The following is an 18,403-nucleotide window of genomic DNA, read 5'->3' on the forward strand; positions in this document are numbered from 1 at the left end:
CCGGGGGGCCCGGCCGGGCGGCGCCCGCCGGGGGGGGTGACCCCCCCCCCCCCCCGGCCCCGGCCGGCGTCTGCGGGGTCCGACGACTCAGTCCTCGGACCCCGCGTCGTCCGGGTCGGTCACCTGCGCGTGCCCGAGCGGGTCCAGGTGGATCGACGTCCCGTCGTCCAGCTCGACCATCGGCTTGCCCTCCAGGAACGTCAGCGTCCACCGCCAGGCCGATGCGTCGACGGACTGCGCCGCCAGGTCGTCCTCGACACCGCGCACGGCGACGACCATCGTCTCGGGCAGTCGCGCGGGCGGTTCCGCGCCCACGTTCCATCGCGTTCCCAACTGCATCCGTGCCTCCAGTCCGTGTCGGCGGAGCCGTGTCGACGGCGGAGTCCGCCGCGACGACGGACGCCCCGCCCGTGTCTCCACGGTAACGGGGCGTCCGGTGTCCGGTCCGTCAGGATCAGGCCGGGGGCTGCTCCGCCAGCTCGATCTCGACGACGGCGAACTCGTCACCGTCGACGAACGCCAGGTCCTGGATCCGGCCGACGGCCGCCAGGTCCACGGCCGCGCGCTCGACCAGCTCGCGGACGGCGGCGGGTGCCTGCACGACGGCCCGCGTCACCGGCGTCTTCTGGGACGCCTTGGCCGCGGTCTTCGCGCCGCGGATGCCGATCAGCGCCTGGCCGACGGCGGCGAGCAGCCCGGTCTCGGCCTGGTCGACCGGCAGGTCGGCACGGACCGGCCAGGAGGCCCGGTGCACGCTGGTGTCGTGGGTCCAGGCCCACACTTCCTCCGTCGCGTACGGGAGGAACGGTGCCAGCAGGCGGAGCAGGACGTCGATCGCACCGCGGAGCGCGAGGACCGCACTCGCCTGCGTCTCGTGGCCGGCGTCCGGGGCGGTGCCGTACGCACGCTCCTTCACGAGCTCGAGGTAGTCATCGCAGAAGGTCCAGAAGAACCGTTCGGTGATCTCGAGCGCCCGGGCGTGGTCGTACGCGTCGAACGCGGCGGTGGCCTGGTCGACGACGGTGCCGAGCGCGGCGAGCATGTCGATGTCGAGCGCCTCGGTCACCTGGTGGGCGCCGGTGGGCAGCTCGAAGCCGTAGACGAACTTCGCCGCGTTGAGGACCTTGATCGCCAGACGGCGGCCGACCTTGATCTGCTTCGGGTTCTGCGGGTCGAAGGCCGCGTCGGTACCGAGCTTCGACGAGGCCGCCCAGTAGCGGACGGCGTCGGCGCCGTGTGCCTCGAGCACGGACAGCGGCGTGACGACGTTGCCCTTCGACTTCGACATCTTCTTGCGGTCGGGGTCGACGATGAAGCCGGAGATCGAGGCGTTCTTCCAGGGCACCACGTCGGCCTCGAGCTGGCTGCGGAGGACTGTCGTGAACAGCCAGGTCCGGATGATGTCCTGCGCCTGCGGGCGGACGTCGTACGGGTACACCAGGTCGTAGAGGGCCGGGTCGGTCTCCCACTTGCCGGCGAGCTGCGGGGTGAGGGACGAGGTCGCCCAGGTGTCCATCACGTCGAGTTCGCCCTGGAACCCACCGGCGACACCACGCTGCGACTCGTCGAACCCGGGGGCAGGGTCGGACGACGGGTCGACGGGCAGCTGCGCCTCGGTCGGGACGATCGGCTGGTCGAACACCGGGTTGCCGTCCGCGTCGAGGGGGTACCAGACCGGGATCGGCACACCGAAGAAGCGCTGGCGCGAGATCAGCCAGTCGCCGGACAGGCCACCGACCCAGTTCTCGTAGCGGACCTTCATGAAGTCGGGGTGGAAGGCGATCTGGTCGCCGCGCTCGAGCAGCGTCTGCTTGAGCTGCTCGTCACGGGCGCCGTTGACGATGTACCACTGGCGGGTGGAGACGATCTCGAGGGGCTTGTCGCCCTTCTCGAAGAACTTCACCGGGTGGTTGATGGTCTTCACGTCGCCGACCAGTTCGCCGGACTCGGTCAGGGCGTCCACGACGACCTTCTTGGCGGAGAACACGGTCTTGCCGGCCATCTCGGCGTAGAGCGCACGGCCCTCGGCGGACTCGATCCACGCCGGCTCGTCGGACCGGATGCGGCCGTCGAAGCCGATCACCGAGCGGTTCGGCAGCTGCAGCTCGCGCCACCAGACGACGTCGGTGGTGTCACCGAACGTGCAGATCATCGCGATGCCGGCGCCCTTGTCCTTCTGCGCCAGGTGGTGGGCGAGCACCGGGACCTCGACGTCGAACAGCGGCGAGCGCACGGTCGTGCCGAAGAGGTCCTGGAAGCGCTCGTCGTCGGGGTGCGCGACGAGGGCGACACAGGCCGGCAGGAGTTCCGGGCGGGTGGTCTGGATGACGACGTCGCCGCTGCCGTCGCTCTTGTGGAAGGCGAGCCCGTGGTACGCGCCGGGCATCTCCTTGTCCTCGAGCTCGGCCTGCGCGACCGCGGTGCGGAAGGTCACGTCCCAGAGTGTCGGGGCGTCGGCCTGGTAGGCCTCGCCACGCTCGAGGTTGCGGAGGAAGGCGCGCTGGGCGCTGGCGCGGGAGGTCGCGTCGATCGTGCGGTACGACTGGGTCCAGTCGACGGACAGGCCGAGCGTGCGGAAGAGCTCCTCGAACTGCTGCTCGTCCTGCACGGTCAGTTCGTCGCACAGCTCGATGAAGTTGCGGCGCGAGATCGGCAGCTGGTCGGCTGCCTTGCTCGACTTGCCGTCACCGCCGGCGAACGGCGGGGTGAAGTCGGGGTCGTAGGGGAGCGACGGGTCGCAGCGGACGCCGTAGTAGTTCTGCACGCGACGCTCGGTGGGGAGACCGTTGTCGTCCCAGCCCATCGGGTAGAAGACGTGCTTGCCACGCATCCGCTCGAACCGGGCCTTGAGGTCGGTGTGCGTGTACGAGAACACGTGCCCGATGTGCAGCGAGCCGGAGGCGGTCGGCGGCGGGGTGTCGATCGAGTACACGGCGGACCGGTCGCCGGCGGCGTCACGGTCGAAGCGGTAGGTGCCGTCCTGCTCCCACTGCGGCCCCCAGACCTGCTCGAGTCCGTCCACCGATGGCTTGTCGGGCATGGGCTTGGTCATGGCTGCGCCTTCCGTTCACATGTGCGGCACCGAGTCCGTGATGAGGTGCCTGAGTGTCCCCGCGTGGTGCGGGTGCGATCCTCAGCGTACCGGTGGGCCGGGGCGCTACAGCCCACCTGGTAGGCTTCCGGGGTTTGTCCGGCGAGCGCGGTTCGTAGGACGCCAGTGTCGCTGTCTCGCCGGATGCCCGGCCGACCCGCCGGGAGCCCGAAGGACGCCACAGCACACCGGAGGAACACCTTGCCAGCCAACGACACACCCCAGCAGCAGCACGGCGATCGCCCGCTGCGGACGAAGGGCGCCGTGAAGCGTGCTCGACGGAAGCTGACCGAGGACGACGTCACCGTCGTCGAGGAGTCGATGCTCAAGCGTGCCGTCGCAGCAGCGGCCCTCGGCAACGCGATGGAGTGGTTCGACTTCGGCATCTTCGCCTACCTGACGGTGACCATCTCGCAGGTGTTCCTGCCGCAGGGCGACCCGGCGTCGAACATCGTCGCGACCTTCGGGTTCTTCGCCGCCGCGTTCATCGTCCGCCCGATCGGTGGTGCGGTCTTCGGCCCGATCGGCGACAAGATCGGCCGCCAGAAGGTCCTCGCGCTGACGATGATCCTGATGGCCGCCGGCACGCTGATGATCGGCCTGATCCCGTCGTACGACACGATCGGCGTCTGGGCACCGATCCTGCTGCTCGTCGCCCGCTTCGTGCAGGGCTTCTCGACCGGTGGTGAGTACGGCGGCGCCGCGACCTTCATCGCCGAGTACTCGCCGGACAAGCGTCGCGGGTTCATGGGTTCGTGGCTCGAGTTCGGCACGCTCGCCGGGTACGTGCTCGGCGCCTCGATCGTCACCGGCCTGCAGTTCGGCCTGTCCGAGGACGCCCTGCTCAGCTGGGGCTGGCGCATCCCGTTCATCATCGCCGGCCCGCTCGGCCTGATCGGGCTCTACCTGCGGCTGAAGCTCGAGGAGACCCCGGCGTTCCAGAAGCAGCAGGAGCAGGCCGCCGAGCGCGAGTCGCAGAAGACGCCGTTCCTCAAGCTCTTCGCCGAGAACTGGCGCTCGCTGGTCATCTGCATCGGGCTGGTCCTGGTCTTCAACGTGACCGACTACATGCTGCTGTCGTACATGCCGACCTACCTGGAGCAGAACCTCGGCCAGAACGCCACGTTCGGGCTCATCCTGATCGTCGTCGTGATGCTGCTGATGATGGTCGTCATCACCTTCGGTGGTCGGCTGTCCGACCGCTTCGGTCGTCGTCCGGTGCTCGCCGCGGGCTGCATCGGCTTCATCGTGCTGTCCTGGCCGGCGCTCAAGCTCGTCCAGTCCGGCACCGGGGTCGGGGTGTTCTCCGGCCTGCTGATCCTCGGCGTGGTCCTGGTGACCTTCACGTCGACGATGCCGTCCACGCTGCCGGCGCTGTTCCCGACGATCATCCGCTACGGCGCCCTGGCCATCGCGTTCAACGTGTCGGTGTCGCTGTTCGGCGGGACCACCCCGCTCGCCACCGCCGGGCTCATCAAGTGGGCGCAGGACGCCGGTTACGGCTGGGCCGAGGACATCCCGGCGTTCTACCTGATGCTGGCGGCCGTGATCGGGCTCGTCGCGGTGTACTTCACGAAGGAGACCGCCGCGTCGCCGCTGATGGGCTCCGGGCCGACGGTCGGGTCCGAGGACGAGGTCGCCGGGGTCATCGACGACTACAACGACCCGACGTCGGAGCTGGCGCAGTCCGACTGGGCGAAGGAGTTCTCGACCAGCCAGATCCCGATCGTGACCGCCGACGGTCCGGTCGGCGACGGCGCCCAGGACGAGGCACCCGCCGGTTCCTGACCCGCACCACACGCCCTGGAGGCCCGACCCGCGTCACGCGGGTCGGGCCTCCGTCGTGTGGGTGGCCGGACGGCGCGGACGGCGGCCGTCAGGCCGACGGGCCGGCGGCCAGCCGCTCGGCCGCCTGCACGAGGCGCTGCGTCACCGGGTGCTCGGGGTGGCCGAAGACGGCCTCCGCCGTGCCGTGCTCGACCACGGAGCCCTCGTGGACGACGAGGACCTCGTCCGCCAGGCGCCGGACGGCCCGCAGGTCGTGCGACACGAAGACCATCGCCACACCGGTGTCGTCGCGCAGCCGTTCGAGCAGGCCGAGCACCGCGTCCTGCACGGTCGCGTCGAGGGCGGTGACCGGCTCGTCGAGGACCAGGACCTCCGGCTCGGTGGCCAGCGCCCGGGCGATCGCGAGCCGCTGCCGCTGCCCGCCGGACAGGGTGCGCGGTGACCGGGTCCGGAGGCCCGGGTCCAGGTCGACCTGTCGCAGGGCGGCGTCGACCCGGTCACCCAGCGCACCGGTCGCCCGCCGTGCGCGCCCGCCGCTCAGGGCGTCGGCGAGGACCCGGTCGACGTCCCACCGTTCGTCGAACGTCGCGCCGGGGTCCTGGACGACCGCGGCCATCCGGTGTCGACGTGCACGACGGTCGTGCTCGGGGAGCGGTGCCCACGCCTCGCCGTCGAGCGTGACCGTGCCGGCGTCGGGCGTCTCGAGCCCGAGGAGCATCCGCGCCACCGTCGTCTTGCCGGAGCCCGAGGCCCCGACCACGCCGAGGACCCGGCCGGGGGCGACCCGGAGCGAGACGTCGGCGACGGCTGCGACGCCCGGGTAGGACCGCTGGAGTCCCGTGGCGGCGAGCACCGGCAGTGCCGAGCGACCGGCCGCCGACGACGCGCCCGCAGCACCGGCGGCATGGGCCGCCGGCGTCGACCGGGCCACCGTTGTCGACCGGGCCGCGCGCACCAGGGCCTGCGTGGCGGGGTGGACCGGGGCCTCCAGGACGGACGCCGTGGGACCGACTTCGACGATCCGGCCGGCGTCCATCACGGCGACCCGGTCCGCCCACCCCGCGACGAGCCCGAGGTCGTGCGTGACGACGAGCAACCCGGTACCGCGCTGTTGCGCCGCCCGTAGCTGCTCCATCACGCGGAGGGCGATGCCGGCGTCGAGGGCCGTGGTCGGTTCGTCCGCCACGAGCAGCCCGGGGCTGCCGATCGTCGCGGCGGCGATGAGGGCACGCTGTCGCATCCCGCCGGACAGGGTGCCCGCGGTACGGCCGTCGGCGGCGAGTGCGGGGTCGAGTCCGACGGCCTCCAGTTCGGCACGCACCGCCTCGACGCGCTCACGTGCCGACAGGTCGGTGTGCAGGCGGAGGGCGTCGGCGACCTCGCGCCCGACCGGACGCAGCGGGTCCAGGGCGCCCAGGGCCTCCTGTCCGACGTAGCCGACGTGTCGTCCGCGGACCGCGCGCCACCGGCGTTCCGACAGGCCGCGGACGTCCTGGTCGGCGACGGCGAGCCGCTCGGCGGTGACGACAGCCCCGCTGGCGGACAGACCGAGCGCGGCCCGGACCGTGACGGACTTGCCGGAGCCGGAGGCGCCGACGAGCGCGACGCACTCGCCCGGCGCGACCCGGAGGGTGACGTCGGTGACGACGGGGACGCCGTCGATCGTGACCGAGAGCCCGGCGACCTCGAGGGCGTTGCCGTGGCCGCTCACCGCGCGGCTCCGGCACGGCGGAGGGCCCGGCCGAGCACCGTGACGGCGGTCGCCAGGACCACGATCGCCAGGCCCGGGAACGTGCTCATCCACGGCGCGGTCGCCAGGTAGGTGCGGCCGTCGGCGAGCATCGCGCCCCACTCCGGTGCCGGCGGCGGTGTCCCGACGCCGAGGTAGCTGAGCGCCGACGCCCACACCACGGCCTGACCGATGCCGAGCGTGCCGACCGCGACGACCGGCCAGAGCGCCGCCGGCAGCACGTGCCGGACCACGACGGTGGCGGGGGAGCGGCCGAGCAGGACCGCGGTCTCGACGACCTGCGACGAACGGGCGGTCCGGACCAGTCCGCGGACGATCCGGGCGTACCCGGGGGCCGTGGCGAACCCGACCGCGAGCATCGCCGGCACCGGTCCGGGCCCGGTGACCGCGATGACGACGAGTGCGACCAGGAGCAGCGGGAGGGCGAAGGCGACCTCGGTCACACGCCCCACGACGGCGTCGACGACCCGGCCGCCGAGTCCGGCGAGGACCCCGAGGACCACCCCGGTCCCACCGCCGACCAGGGTCGCGACGACGCCGACCAGCAGCGACGCCCGCGTCCCCGCGACCACCCGTGCCAGGACGTCACGTCCGGACTCGTCGGTGCCGAAGAGGTGGCCGGCGCCGGGCGGCAGGAGCGCCTGGGACGGGTGCACCGCGAGCGGGTCGGCGCCGCCCAGCAGCGCCGGCCACAGCGCCGCCACGACGGCGACGGCCACCACCACCGCGGCGACGGTCCCTGCCGGGCCGAGCGTCCCCCCACGGAATCGCTCGGACCGGCGTCCGGCGCGGACGCCGGGCTCTGGGGACGGCGTGCTGCCGGGCACGCCGGCGGTGCTGCTGCGTCCGGCCGGGAGGCCCGGGTCGACGATCCCGCTCACCGCGCCACCGCCTCGTCGGACGTCGCGCCACCGCGGTCCGGGCCGGTACCGCGGGCCTGGCTGGCACCGCGGGCCGGGTCGCCGCGGCGGGTGCCCCGGTCGGTGCCGCGCGGGTCGACCGCCCGCTCGACGAGGTCCGCCACCGCGAGCACCACCACGTACGCCGCCGCCGACACCAGGGCGATCCCGGCGACGAGGGGCATGTCCCGCTGCGTCACCGCGGTGACCAGGGCACGCCCGATGCCGGGCAGCGCGAACACCGACTCGACGACCACGGCCCCGGACACCAGCGACCCGAAGGCCCAGGCGGACAGGGCGATGCCGGGCAGCGCCGCGTGCCGGAGCAGGTGGCGGCCGAACAGCCCCGCGCGGGACTCGCCCCGACCCCGGGCCGCGAGTGCGAACGCCGAGCGCTGTGCGTCCACGACGCCGTCGCGGATCGTCTCGGCCAGGTACCCGGCGACCGGCACCGCGACGACGAGCACCGGCAGCACCCAGCCGCGGACCGTCCCGTCGCTGACCGCGGGCACCCAGCCCAGGCTGCTGGCGAAGACGACGATGAGCACGCTGCCGAGCCAGAAGTGCGGCATCACGCTGGCGGTCACCGACAGCCCGGTGGTCAGCAGCGCCGCGACCCGACCGCGCTGCGTCGACCACCACGCGGCGACGACCGCGAGCAGCCAGGCGACGACGAGCCCCGCGACCGCCAGGGTCAGCGTCACCGGCAGCTCCTGCGCCAACAGCGTCGACACCGGCGTCCGGAACGCGTACGAGTCGCCGAGCTGCCAAGTCGCCAGACGTCCGAGGAACACCGCGTACTGCACCAGCACCGGTCGGTCCAGGCCGTACTCGTGGCGGACCTGCGCCACCGCCTCGGCCGAGGCCTGCGACCCCGGACCGCCGAGGATCGCGAGTGCCGGGTCACCGGGGATCAGGCGGATGGCGACGAACACGATCGTCGCCACCGCCCAGAGGACCCCGACGCCGCCGAGGAGCCGGCGCACCGCCCAACGCGCCCACCCGGCGGCGGGGGAGCTGCGGGGCGGGCGGGCACCGGGCCTCCCGGCCGTCACCGGACTGTGCACCACCGGAGGGTCAGCGGGCGAGCCAGGCGGTCCCGAACCACGGCGTCGAGACCGACGTGGTCGAGATGCCGTGCACGGCCGAGCGGTACAGGAAGTGGTTCTGCTGGTCGTAGAGCGGCAGGACGGTCCGGCTCTCGAGGATCGTCTGCTGCGCCTGCTCGACCAGGTCGGCGCGCTCGGCGGAGTCCGCGGTCTGCGCGGCTCGCTCGAGCAGCCGGTCGAGTGCCGGGTCGTCGAGCTGAGCGAGGTTCGCGAAGTAGCCCGACGGTGCCGGCGTGATCGACGCGGAGTCGTAGAGGATGCGGAGGACGTCCGGGCCGACCTTCGTGTACGGCGCACTCACGACGTCGTACTGGTTCTTCGCCAGCGCGGCGTACCAGCTGGACAGGTCGAGTTCCTCGAGCTTGACCGAGATGCCGACCTTCGCCTCGGAGGCCTGGATCTGCTGGAACAGGCTGCGCTCGGCCGGTACCGACTGGTTCGTCGAGACCGGGAACGTGACGGTGAGGGGCTTGCCGTCCTTCTCGCGGACGCCGTCGCCGTTCTCCTTCCACCCGGCGGCGTCGAGCAGGCGCTCGGCTTCCGACGGGTCGTACCCGAAGAGCGCCTTGTCCGAGTACGAGGTCGGTTCGACGCTCGACAGCACGGAGTACGAGCGCTTCGCGGTGCCGAGGAACAGCGACTTGAGGCCCGGGTCGATCTCGGCCGCCGCGATGAAGGCCTTGCGGACGGACTCGTCCTGGAACACCCCGTGACCGGAGTTCAGCTCGAGCCGGTTCGAGGCACCGGGTCGGGGCGCGTCGAGGTCACGGATCGCGGTCTTCGACGACGCCGCCGTGAGCTGGTCGGGCTGCGCGTTGTCGATGACGTCGACCTGCCCGGACTGCAGCGCCGCGTAGCGGGAGGTCGAGTCCGGCAGGAAGCGCCAGGTCAGCCCGTCGAGGCGGGGCTTCGTGGTCGAGCCGCCGAGCGGCGTGTAGTCGGCGTTCTTCGTCAGGGTGACGCGGTCGCCGTGCTTCCAGTCGGTGACCCGGAACGGGCCGGTGCCGACGGGGGACTCGCAGTTCGTGGCCTGCTTGCGCTGCAGCGCCTTCGGTGACTCCATGCCGACCCAGGGCTGCGAGAACGACTCGAGCAGTGCGGCGTCGGGGCGGCTCAGCGACAGGGTGACCGTCCGGTCGTCGGTGGCGGTGGCCTTCGCGATCGACTGCAGGGCGAGGTAGCCGGTGCTGGACGCGGTCGCCGGGTCCTGCACGTGCTCGATGTTCGCCACGACCGCAGCGGCGTCGAACGGGGTGCCGTCGGTGAAGGTCACGTCGTCGCGCAACGTGAATGTGAGGGTCTTGCCGTCGTCGCTCGTGGACCACTTCGTGGCGAGTTCCGGCGTCGGCTTGCCGTCGTCGAGCCCGACCAGTTCCTCGATGTACTGGGTCGCGAGCAGCGCCTGCGGGTAGTTGCCGCCGACGTGCGGGTCGAGGCAGGTCGGCTCGGCGTCGCCGGACGCGTAGGTCAGGGTGCCGCCACGCACCGGGGTGCTGCTGTCGCCGGGGGCGCCACCGCCCGAGCACGCCGCGACGGCCAGGAGGATCGTGGCCGCGCTGGCGACGCCGGTCACGATGCGCCGCAGCGCCGGGCTTTTCTGTACTGGGTCCAAGATCATGGCTCAGCGAGTCTAGCGCTTTACTGGAGGGCATGGACGAACCCACCCGCCGAGGCGGTCGACCGCGCCGATCGAGTGCCGAGGTGCTTGCCGACGCCGCCGCCGAGCTCTTCCTCGAGCAGGGTTACACCAAGACGACGGTGGACCACATCGCCGCTCGGGCCGGGGTCAGCCGCGCCACCTTCTTCAACTACTTCGCCGCGAAGTCCGACGTGATGTGGCTCGATCTCGACGCCGCGGTGGCCGACCTGCCGCAGCACCTGGCGACCTCTGCCGAGTCGAGTGTCGTCCGCGCGGTCGAGGACGCCCTGCTCGCCGCGGCCCGCGCCCACGACCCGGACCGGGTGCCGTGGGCGATCGCGCAGGCCGAGGTGATGGACGTCGGCGCCGAACTCGTCGCGAGCGTCGCCACCCGGGTCACCGCGCAGCACCAGGCGGTCGCGTCCTTCGTGGCGGGGCGGACCGGGGAGCACCCGGGGTCGCTCTGGCCGCAGACCGTGGCCGGCGCGATGCTCGGGGCGGCGGCCGCGGCGTTCGGGGTCTGGGTGACGGACGGCGTCGGTCGGCGTCCACTCGTCGAGTACGTCGGTGCCGCGTTGACGCCCGTCGTGGCGGGGCTCGACGCGCGCTGACCCGCTGCCGGTCCGCTGGTAGGTTCTGGGTGCGCCGCCCGAGGGGGACGGCCACCGACTCCAGGGGGAACCGTGCCCGACACACCCGATCAGCAGCAGCCGTCGTCGTCCGGAGCGGGTGGTCCGGATCCGGAGCGCCGCGAGGGTGATGCCGCCCAGGCGCCGGAGTACCCGGCCCAGGCGCCGCAGGACGCCGCCGCGCAGGCCCCGGAGTACCCGGCGCAGCCGCCCCAGGACGCCGCTGCGCCGGCACCGGAGTACCCGTCGCAGCAGCCGCAGTACCCGGCCGGCCAGGCACCGCAGTTCCCGGGGCAGCCCGGCGGCCAGCAGGCGCCGCAGGACAGCGGCCAGCCGCCGCAGTTCGGTGGCCAGCAGCCCCAGTTCGGTGGCCAGCCGCCCCAGTACGGCGGCCAGCCGCCCCAGTACGGTGGTCAGCCCCCGCAGTACCCCGCCGGCGCGGCCGGCCCCCAGGGCCAGCAGCCCTGGCAGGGCGGCGGTGCACCGATGATGCAGCCGGGCGGTGCCGCCGCGTACGGTGGTCGCCCGCAGCAGCCCCGCGGCCGTCGGGTCCTGGTGGCCGTCGTCGGCATCGTGGCGTTCCTCGTCGCCGGTGCCCTGGTGCGGTGGGGCCTGTCCTCGTTCGGCGGTCCGTCGAAGCAGGAGCTCGTCGACGAGGGCGTCAAGAAGATCACCGAGCAGACGACCTTCCCGAAGCAGGTCGACGCGATCACGACCTGGACCGGGGTCAACGCCGAGGACGACGCGATCCACTACCGCTACAGCGTCGCCGCCGACCCGACCGCGATCTCGGAACGGGCGATCCGCAGCTCGGTGCTGTCGAACCTCTGCTCGACGACGGCGACGCGGGACATCCTCGAGGAGGACATCGCGATGCGGTACTCCTACGTCTTCCCGGGCTCCGACAAGACGGTCGACCTCGAGTTCACCGAAGCCGACTGCTGATCGACCCCCGCGGCCCGGTCAGGCGCGGAGGGTCCCCGCGCCGCCGGCCGCGACGTCCTCGACGGTCCCGTCCTTGACGACCTCGGGGATCTCGTCCCCGGTCGGCACGAGGGCAGCCGCACCCGGCACGGACAACGTGAGCACGGCCTCCTCGACGTACTGGCTGTCCTCGAGTGACTGCTCGATCTTCCGGAGCCGGCCGGCGACGTGCTCCTCGGTGTCGTTGCCGACCAGGTCGACCGCGGCGACCATGTAGACACGCGACGGGCCGACGAACTCCAGGTGCAGGTAGCTGACGCTCTCGACCTGGTCGCGGGCGAGCAGCTCGACGAGCACGGCGTCCTCAAGTTCGGGCGACGTGCTCTCACCGAGCAGGAACCGGCGGTTGCGGTCGATGAGGACGATCGCGACGACGCCGAGCAGCAGGCCGACGGCGATCGACCCGATGGCGTCGAACACGGCGAGGCCCGTGACCTGGTGCAGGAAGACACCGAGGAACGCGATCACCAGGCCGACGAGCGCGGCGGCGTCCTCGGCGAACACCGCTCGGAGCGTCGGGTTCGACGACTGCAGCACGTGGCGGAGGACCGGCACCCGGCGCTTCGTCGCGGCACCGTGCGCCTGCCGGAAGGCCTGCAGGAAACTCGTGCCCTCGAGCAGGAACGACACCCCCAGCACGATGTAGTTGAGCATGACGTCCTCGGCCGGTCCGGTGTCCCCGAGCTCGGTGATGCCGTGGTAGATCGACACGATCGCACCCGCGGTGAAGAGGCCGAACGCGGCGAACATCGACCAGATGTAGGTCTCCCGGCCGTAGCCGAGCGGGTGCCGGGCGTCCCGCTTCCGGGCGCCCCGGCGTTCGGCGATGAGCAGGAACACCTCGTTGCCGGTGTCCGCCCACGAGTGCGCGGCCTCGGCCACCATCGAGGCGGACCCGGTGAGCATCGCGGCGACGGACTTCGCGATCGCGACGAGCAGGTTCGCGCCGAACGCGATGAGGACGGTGAGCAGGGACTCCGGCTTCTGTTCCGAGCTGGAGGACGAGGCGTCCGGAGTGGTCTCCGGAGCCTCGGATGACGTCGACGAGGGCATCGCTCCAGCATGCTCTCGTCCGGTAGAGTCGGGTGCACAGGCATCGATCCGGCCATCACCGGGGAGTCATCCGGAAGAACGCGGCACCCGACGGGGGCCGTCAGTAGAACCGGACGGGTTCGGGACCGTCATCATCCCCGACGCAGAGTGGTCACGAACAGGCGGTCGCGCCGGTCCGAGGCAAGCGAGGTGGTACCGCGGAGCGCAGGCTCCGTCCTCGTGGTCCAGTTCCACCGACCTCCAGGAGCCATCCGGTGCGTTACCCCCTGAACCGCGATCCCGCGAACGAGCCGTCGAACGGTGCGGACGGTGTCTCCCCGTCCCCGTCCTTCCCCGCGGTCGAGGACGGCATCCTCGCCTTCTGGAAGGGCGACGACACGTTCCGCGCCTCCATCGCGCAGCGCGAGGGTTCGGACGAGTGGACCTTCTACGACGGCCCCCCGTTCGCCAACGGCCTGCCGCACTACGGGCACCTGCTGACCGGCTACGCCAAGGACGTCTTCCCGCGCTACCAGACCATGCGCGGCAAGCAGGTGCACCGCCGCTTCGGGTGGGACACGCACGGCCTGCCCGCTGAACTCGAGGCGATGCGGCAGCTCGGCATCACCGAGAAGCACGAGATCGACGCCATGGGCATCGACGTGTTCAACGCCGCCGCCAAGAAGTCGGTCCTGCAGTACACCGACGACTGGCAGCGGTACGTCACCCGTCAGGCGCGCTGGGTCGACTTCGAGGACGACTACAAGACCCTCGACGTCACCTTCATGGAGAGCGTCCTCTGGGCGTGGAAGACCCTCTGGGACAAGGGCCTGGCGTACGAGGGCTTCCGGGTCCTGCCGTACTGCTGGAACGACCAGACGCCGCTGTCGAACCACGAACTGCGGATGGACGACGACGTCTACAAGACGCGTCAGGACCAGTCCGTCACCGTCGCGTTCCCACTGACGGGCGCCCGGGCGGACGAGCTCGGCCTGACCGGCGTGCGCGCCCTCGCCTGGACGACGACGCCGTGGACGCTGCCGACGAACGCGGCGCTTGCGGTCGGTCCGGAGATCGCCTACGCGGTCGTGCCGGCCGGGCCGGGAGGCGCGGCGGACGGTGGCAGCGCCGGTTCGGCCCAGTACCTGCTCGCGTCCGACACCGTGGCCGCGCACGCGAAGGACCTCGGGTACGCGTCGGCCGAGGAGGCCGTCGAGGCCGTCACCCGCACGGTCGCGGGCCGGGAGCTCGACGGCGTCACCTACGAGCGCCTGTTCGACTTCTTGGCGGAGACCGAGGGCATGGAGAACGGCTGGAAGATCCTGGTCGCCGAGTACGTCGAGACCGGCGAGGGCACCGGCATCGTGCACCAGGCCCCGGCCTACGGTGCCGACGACCAAGAGGTCTGTGCGGCCGCGGGCATCCCCGTGGTGCTCTCGCTCGACGACGGCGGTGTCTTCACGTCCCAGTTCGGCGAGGTCGCCGGCATGCTCTGGTCGGACGCGAACAAGCCGCTGACGAAGGCCGTGCGCGACGCCGGACGTCTGCTCCGCCAGGCGTCCTACGAGCACAGCTACCCGCACTGCTGGCGCTGCCGCAAGCCCCTCATCTACAAGGCCGTCTCGTCGTGGTTCGTCCGCGTGACCGAGCTGCGCGACCGCATGGGCGAGCTCAACCAGGACGTCAACTGGGTGCCGGACAACGTCAAGGACGGCCAGTTCGGCAAGTGGGTCGGCAACGCCATCGACTGGTCGGTGTCCCGCAACCGCTACTTCGGTACGCCGATCCCGGTCTGGGTGTCGGACGACCCGGAGCACCCCCGTACCGACGTCTACGGCTCACTCGCGGAGATCGAGCGTGACTTCGGGCGCCTGCCGCTGAACGCCGAGGGGCAGGTCGACCTGCACCGCCCGTTCATCGACGACCTGACCCGCCCGAACCCGGACGACCCCACCGGGCAGTCCACGATGCGCCGGATCACCGACGTGTTCGACGTGTGGTTCGACTCCGGGTCGATGCCGTACGCCCAGGTGCACTACCCGTTCGAGAACGCCGAGTGGTTCGACGCCCACAGCCCGGCTGACTTCATCGTCGAGTACATCGGGCAGACGCGCGGGTGGTTCTACGTCATGCACGTGCTCTCCACCGCGCTGTTCGACCGGCCGGCGTTCACGAACGTCATCAGCCACGGCATCGTGCTCGGCTCCGACGGTCAGAAGATGTCGAAGAGCCTGCGGAACTACCCGGACGTGTCCGAGGTCTTCGACCGCGACGGCGCCGACGCCATGCGCTGGTTCCTGATGTCGTCGTCGGTGATCCGTGGCGGCAACCTCGTCGTCACGGAAGAGGGCATCCGCCAGGGCGTCCGCGAGTTCCTGCTGCCGCTGTGGTCGACGTACTACTTCTTCACCCTCTACGCGAACGCCTCGGGCGCCGAGGGGTACCAGGCGAGCCGCAGCACGGCGAGCACCGACGTGCTCGACCGGTACCTGCTCGCGAAGACCCGGGTGCTCGTCGCGGACGTCACGACGCACCTCGACGCGCTCGACACCCCGCTGGCCGCCCAGGCGATCCGCGACTTCGCCGACGTGCTCACGAACTGGTACGTCCGCCGGTCGCGCGACAAGTTCTGGGCGGGCGCCGAGTCGTCCGCAGAGGCGACGGCCGCGTTCGACACGCTGTTCACGGTCCTCGAGACACTCGCCCGGGTGTCGGCGCCGCTGGCCCCGCTGGTCACGGAGGAGGTCTGGAAGGGCCTGACCGGCGACCGCAGCGTGCACCTGACCGACTGGCCGTCGGCGGACGAGTTCCCCGCCGACGACGCTCTGGTCGCGGCGATGGACCGCGTGCGCGACGTCGCCTCGAAGGGACTCGCACTCCGCAAGTCGACCGGCAAGCGGGTCCGCCTGCCGCTGGCGACCCTGACGCTCGTCGTGCCGGACCCCGCCGCGGTCGAGCCGTTCGCGGACATCCTCCGCGACGAGCTCAACGTGAAGCAGGTCGTCCTCGAGGAGCAGGCCGAGGAGTCGCTGGCGCAGTACGGCATCGAGCGGAAGCTCACCGTCAACGCCCGTGCCGCCGGCCCCCGCATCGGCAAGGCCGTGCAGCAGGTGATCCCGGCCGCCAAGAAGGGCGACTGGGTGGCGACCGAGACCGGCGTCACCGTCGGTGGCATCGACCTGGTCGAGGGCGAGTACACCCTCGACCTCACCGTCGCGGACGCGGCGACGGCCGTGGCGTTCCTGGACGGCGGCGGCTTCGTCGTCCTCGACACCGTCACGACGCCCGAGCTCGAGGCCGAGGGCCTGGCCCGCGACGTCGTCCGCGCCGTGCAGCAGGCCCGCCGTGACGCCGGACTCGACGTCGGCGACCGCATCGCCCTGACGCTCCGGGTCTCGACCGCCGCCGCCGACGCGGTGCGCGAGCACGACCAGCTGATCGCCGGGGAGACCCTGGCGACGACGATCGACGTCGTCGCGACCGACTTCGGGGCGGACGACACCGCGACCGAGGTCGGCGACGACGCGAAGGTGTCCGTGGAGGTGGCACGCGCATGAGCGACAGCAACGAGTACGACGCGCACGACGACGACATGGCACCCGACGACACGGACGACCTCGCCCCCGACGGGGTCGAGATCCCCGTCGGCCCGGCCGGCGACACCGCCCCGGACGACGCCCTGCCCTACGGCGGTGACGACGCCGAGGTCAAGCGCGTCGAGGCCGCCCTCTACGCCCGGATCGGCGAGCAGTCGCCCGAGCACCGCCTGACCGCGACCCGCCGTGCCGTCGAGCTGCTCGGCGACCCGCACCTGGCGTACCCGGTCATCCACATCACCGGCACGAACGGCAAGACCTCGACGGCCCGGATGACCGAGAGCATCGTCCGCGCCCACGGCCTGCGCACCGGCCTGATGACCAGCCCGCACCTGGTGTCGATCCGGGAGCGCATCGTCATCGACGGTGAGCCCATCGAGTCGAGCCGCTTCGTCGAGAACTGGGACGACATCACCCCGATCCTCGAGATGACCGACGCCGAGCTCACCGCGAAGGGCGAGCTGCCGCTGACGTTCTTCGAAGCGCTGACCGTCCTGGCGCTCGCGTGCTTCGCCGAGGCGCCCGTCGACGTCGCCGTGATCGAGGTCGGCATGGGCGGCGAGTGGGACTCCACCAACGTCGTGCAGAGCCAGGTGCAGGTCTTCACCCCGATCGCGATCGACCACGCGAAGCAGCTCGGCAACACCGTCGCCGAGATCGCCCGGACGAAGTCGGGCATCGTGAAGCCGTCCTCGTCCGTGGTGTCGAGCGCGCAGACGCCCGAGGCCCTCGCCGAACTCGAGCGGGCCGCCGAACTCACCGAGTCGACCCTCGCGGTCGAGGGAACAGCCTTCCGGGTCACCAGCGACACCCCGGCCGTCGGCGGACAGCTCGTCAGCGTGCAGGGCATCGCCGGCACCTACGACGACCTGTTCGTGCCGCTGTTCGGCGCACACCAGGCCCACAACGCGGCCGTCGCCATCGCCGCCGTCGAGTCGTTCCTCGGCCGCGGCAGCCAGGCCCTCGACGAGGACGTCCTCAGCGAGGGGCTCGCGAACGCCACGAGCCCGGGTCGGCTGCAGCCGATCGCGACCGGGCCGACCGTCGTGGTCGACGCGGCGCACAACCCGCACGGCGCGAAGGCCCTCGCCGACGCGCTGCCGGTGGCGTTCCCGTCCGACCACGTCGTGGGCGTCGTCGGGATCCTCCGCGACAAGGACGCCCGCGGGTTCGTCCGCGCCCTGAAGGACACCGTCGCCACGTTCGTCGTGACGCAGCCGCCGGGGGAGCGGGCGCTCGACGCCGACGAGTTCGCCCGGGTCGTCGTGGACGAGGTCGGCAACGACCGGGTCGTCGTCGAGCCGTCGCTCGCCGGTGCCCTCCAAGAGGCACGTGACCTGGCCGACGACGCCGACGCCGAGGACGCGATGGTCCTGGTCGCCGGCTCGATCGTCATGGTCGGCGCCGTGATGGAACTCGTGCACCGGGAAGGCGGGGCGAAGTGACGGACGCAGGACGGGCCTCCCGGCCGCCGCGGGCACCCCGGATGCGACGTCCGCGTCGTGACCGTGGGGCGCGCGAGAGCCTGCTGTCGATCACCCTCGTGCTCGAGGCGATCATGTTCTTCTTCCCGATGCTCGTCGTCTTCGGCAAGCACACCCTGCCGGCCGGGCTGGCCTTCGGCGGCGGGATCGCGGCGATCGTGATCCTGGCCCTCGCGTCCCGTCTGACCGGTTCCCGGGCCGGTGTATGGTTCGGGTGGCTGCTGCAGGCGGCCATCCTCGCCACCGGGTTCATCGAGCCCTTCATGGTCGCGGTGGGCGTGGTGTTCCTGGCGCTGTGGGTGTTCTGCTTCGTCAAGGGCGGTCAGCTCGACCGCCAGAACGCCGCCCGCCGAGCCGCACTCGGCGAGGACTGACCCACCACCACCCCCGAACCGCAGGGAG

At 71.9% G+C, this 18,403-nt stretch carries 13 protein-coding genes; 6 read left to right on the forward strand and 7 right to left on the reverse strand.

Going from position 1 to position 18,403, the window contains the following annotated elements:
* Positions 1-87: 87 nt before the first annotated feature.
* Positions 88-339, reverse strand: a complete 252-nt coding sequence (locus QCD68_RS07385) for a hypothetical protein (protein WP_290158165.1) — start codon at positions 337-339, stop codon at positions 88-90.
* 115 nt (positions 340-454) lie between these two features.
* On the reverse strand, positions 455-3,052 hold the full coding sequence (valS, locus tag QCD68_RS07390) for a valine--tRNA ligase (protein WP_301222557.1): 2,598 nt from the start codon (positions 3,050-3,052) through the stop codon (positions 455-457).
* Between the two features lie 240 nt (positions 3,053-3,292).
* Here valS and proP point away from each other — a divergent pair, with 240 nt between their 5' ends.
* The gene (gene proP / locus QCD68_RS07395; RefSeq protein WP_253462154.1) at positions 3,293-4,879 is read left to right on the forward strand and encodes a glycine betaine/L-proline transporter ProP; all 1,587 of its coding nucleotides are present in this window, start codon (positions 3,293-3,295) and stop codon (positions 4,877-4,879) included.
* Positions 4,880-4,967: 88 nt separating this feature from the next.
* On the opposite strand, the gene QCD68_RS07400 is transcribed toward proP, so the two are convergent.
* From QCD68_RS07400 to QCD68_RS07415, 4 genes are all read right to left on the reverse strand, one after another.
* Positions 4,968-6,590 (reverse strand): ATP-binding cassette domain-containing protein, encoded by a 1,623-nt coding sequence (locus tag QCD68_RS07400; RefSeq protein WP_301222558.1) that lies wholly within the window; start codon positions 6,588-6,590, stop codon positions 4,968-4,970.
* Complete coding sequence (locus QCD68_RS07405) at positions 6,587-7,510, reverse strand: ABC transporter permease (protein WP_301222559.1); 924 nt, start codon at positions 7,508-7,510, stop codon at positions 6,587-6,589. Before QCD68_RS07405 ends, QCD68_RS07400 begins: the two co-directional genes overlap by 4 nt.
* Positions 7,507-8,514, reverse strand: coding sequence for an ABC transporter permease (locus QCD68_RS07410; RefSeq protein ID WP_301222560.1), 1,008 nt, complete (start codon positions 8,512-8,514; stop codon positions 7,507-7,509). The genes QCD68_RS07405 and QCD68_RS07410 overlap by 4 nt, the downstream gene beginning before the upstream one ends.
* A 91-nt stretch (positions 8,515-8,605) precedes the next feature.
* Complete coding sequence (locus QCD68_RS07415; RefSeq protein ID WP_301222561.1) at positions 8,606-10,255, reverse strand: ABC transporter substrate-binding protein; 1,650 nt, start codon at positions 10,253-10,255, stop codon at positions 8,606-8,608.
* A gap of 32 nt (positions 10,256-10,287) precedes the next feature.
* On the opposite strand from QCD68_RS07415, the gene QCD68_RS07420 reads away from it, so the two are divergent.
* Both QCD68_RS07420 and QCD68_RS07425 read left to right on the forward strand, forming a co-directional pair.
* Positions 10,288-10,887 (forward strand): TetR/AcrR family transcriptional regulator, encoded by a 600-nt coding sequence (locus QCD68_RS07420; RefSeq protein ID WP_181439361.1) that lies wholly within the window; start codon positions 10,288-10,290, stop codon positions 10,885-10,887.
* 72 nt (positions 10,888-10,959) lie between these two features.
* Positions 10,960-11,850, forward strand: a complete 891-nt coding sequence (locus tag QCD68_RS07425; protein WP_301222562.1) for a hypothetical protein — start codon at positions 10,960-10,962, stop codon at positions 11,848-11,850.
* An 18-nt stretch (positions 11,851-11,868) separates the two neighbouring features.
* Here the strand turns inward: QCD68_RS07425 and QCD68_RS07430 are convergent, their stop codons facing one another.
* Positions 11,869-12,942: a cation diffusion facilitator family transporter gene (locus QCD68_RS07430; RefSeq protein ID WP_301222563.1), complete on the reverse strand. Its 1,074-nt coding sequence runs from the start codon at positions 12,940-12,942 to the stop codon at positions 11,869-11,871.
* A 254-nt stretch (positions 12,943-13,196) separates the two neighbouring features.
* On the opposite strand from QCD68_RS07430, the gene ileS reads away from it, so the two are divergent.
* The 3 genes from ileS to QCD68_RS07445 are packed head-to-tail and all read left to right on the forward strand — an operon-like array spanning position 13,197 to position 18,375.
* A complete protein-coding gene (gene ileS, locus QCD68_RS07435; protein ID WP_301222564.1) occupies positions 13,197-16,478 on the forward strand; it encodes an isoleucine--tRNA ligase in 3,282 nt (1,093 codons plus the stop codon).
* Positions 16,475-17,962 carry a bifunctional folylpolyglutamate synthase/dihydrofolate synthase gene (locus tag QCD68_RS07440; RefSeq protein WP_301222565.1) on the forward strand — a complete coding sequence of 496 codons (1,488 nt, stop codon included), beginning with the start codon at positions 16,475-16,477 and terminating at the stop codon, positions 17,960-17,962. Before ileS ends, QCD68_RS07440 begins: the two co-directional genes overlap by 4 nt.
* Positions 17,959-18,375, forward strand: coding sequence for a DUF4233 domain-containing protein (locus QCD68_RS07445; RefSeq protein ID WP_146248243.1), 417 nt, complete (start codon positions 17,959-17,961; stop codon positions 18,373-18,375). The genes QCD68_RS07440 and QCD68_RS07445 overlap by 4 nt, the downstream gene beginning before the upstream one ends.
* Positions 18,376-18,403 lie beyond the last annotated feature (28 nt).

The organism is Curtobacterium sp. PsM8, from assembly GCF_030433875.1.
Taxonomy (GTDB): Bacteria; Actinomycetota; Actinomycetes; order Actinomycetales; family Microbacteriaceae; genus Curtobacterium.

What these genes read in the sequence shown, in the direction of transcription:
- valS (WP_301222557.1), bottom strand. Translation starts at nt 3,052, where the DNA reads ATGACCAAGCCCATGCCCGACAAGCCATCGGTGGACGGACTCGAGCAG.
- QCD68_RS07420 (WP_181439361.1), top strand. Translation starts at nt 10,288, where the DNA reads ATGGACGAACCCACCCGCCGAGGCGGTCGACCGCGCCGATCGAGTGCC.
- QCD68_RS07415 (WP_301222561.1), bottom strand. Translation starts at nt 10,255, where the DNA reads ATGATCTTGGACCCAGTACAGAAAAGCCCGGCGCTGCGGCGCATCGTG.
- QCD68_RS07385 (WP_290158165.1), bottom strand. Translation starts at nt 339, where the DNA reads ATGCAGTTGGGAACGCGATGGAACGTGGGCGCGGAACCGCCCGCGCGA.
- QCD68_RS07440 (WP_301222565.1), top strand. Translation starts at nt 16,475, where the DNA reads ATGAGCGACAGCAACGAGTACGACGCGCACGACGACGACATGGCACCC.
- QCD68_RS07430 (WP_301222563.1), bottom strand. Translation starts at nt 12,942, where the DNA reads ATGCCCTCGTCGACGTCATCCGAGGCTCCGGAGACCACTCCGGACGCC.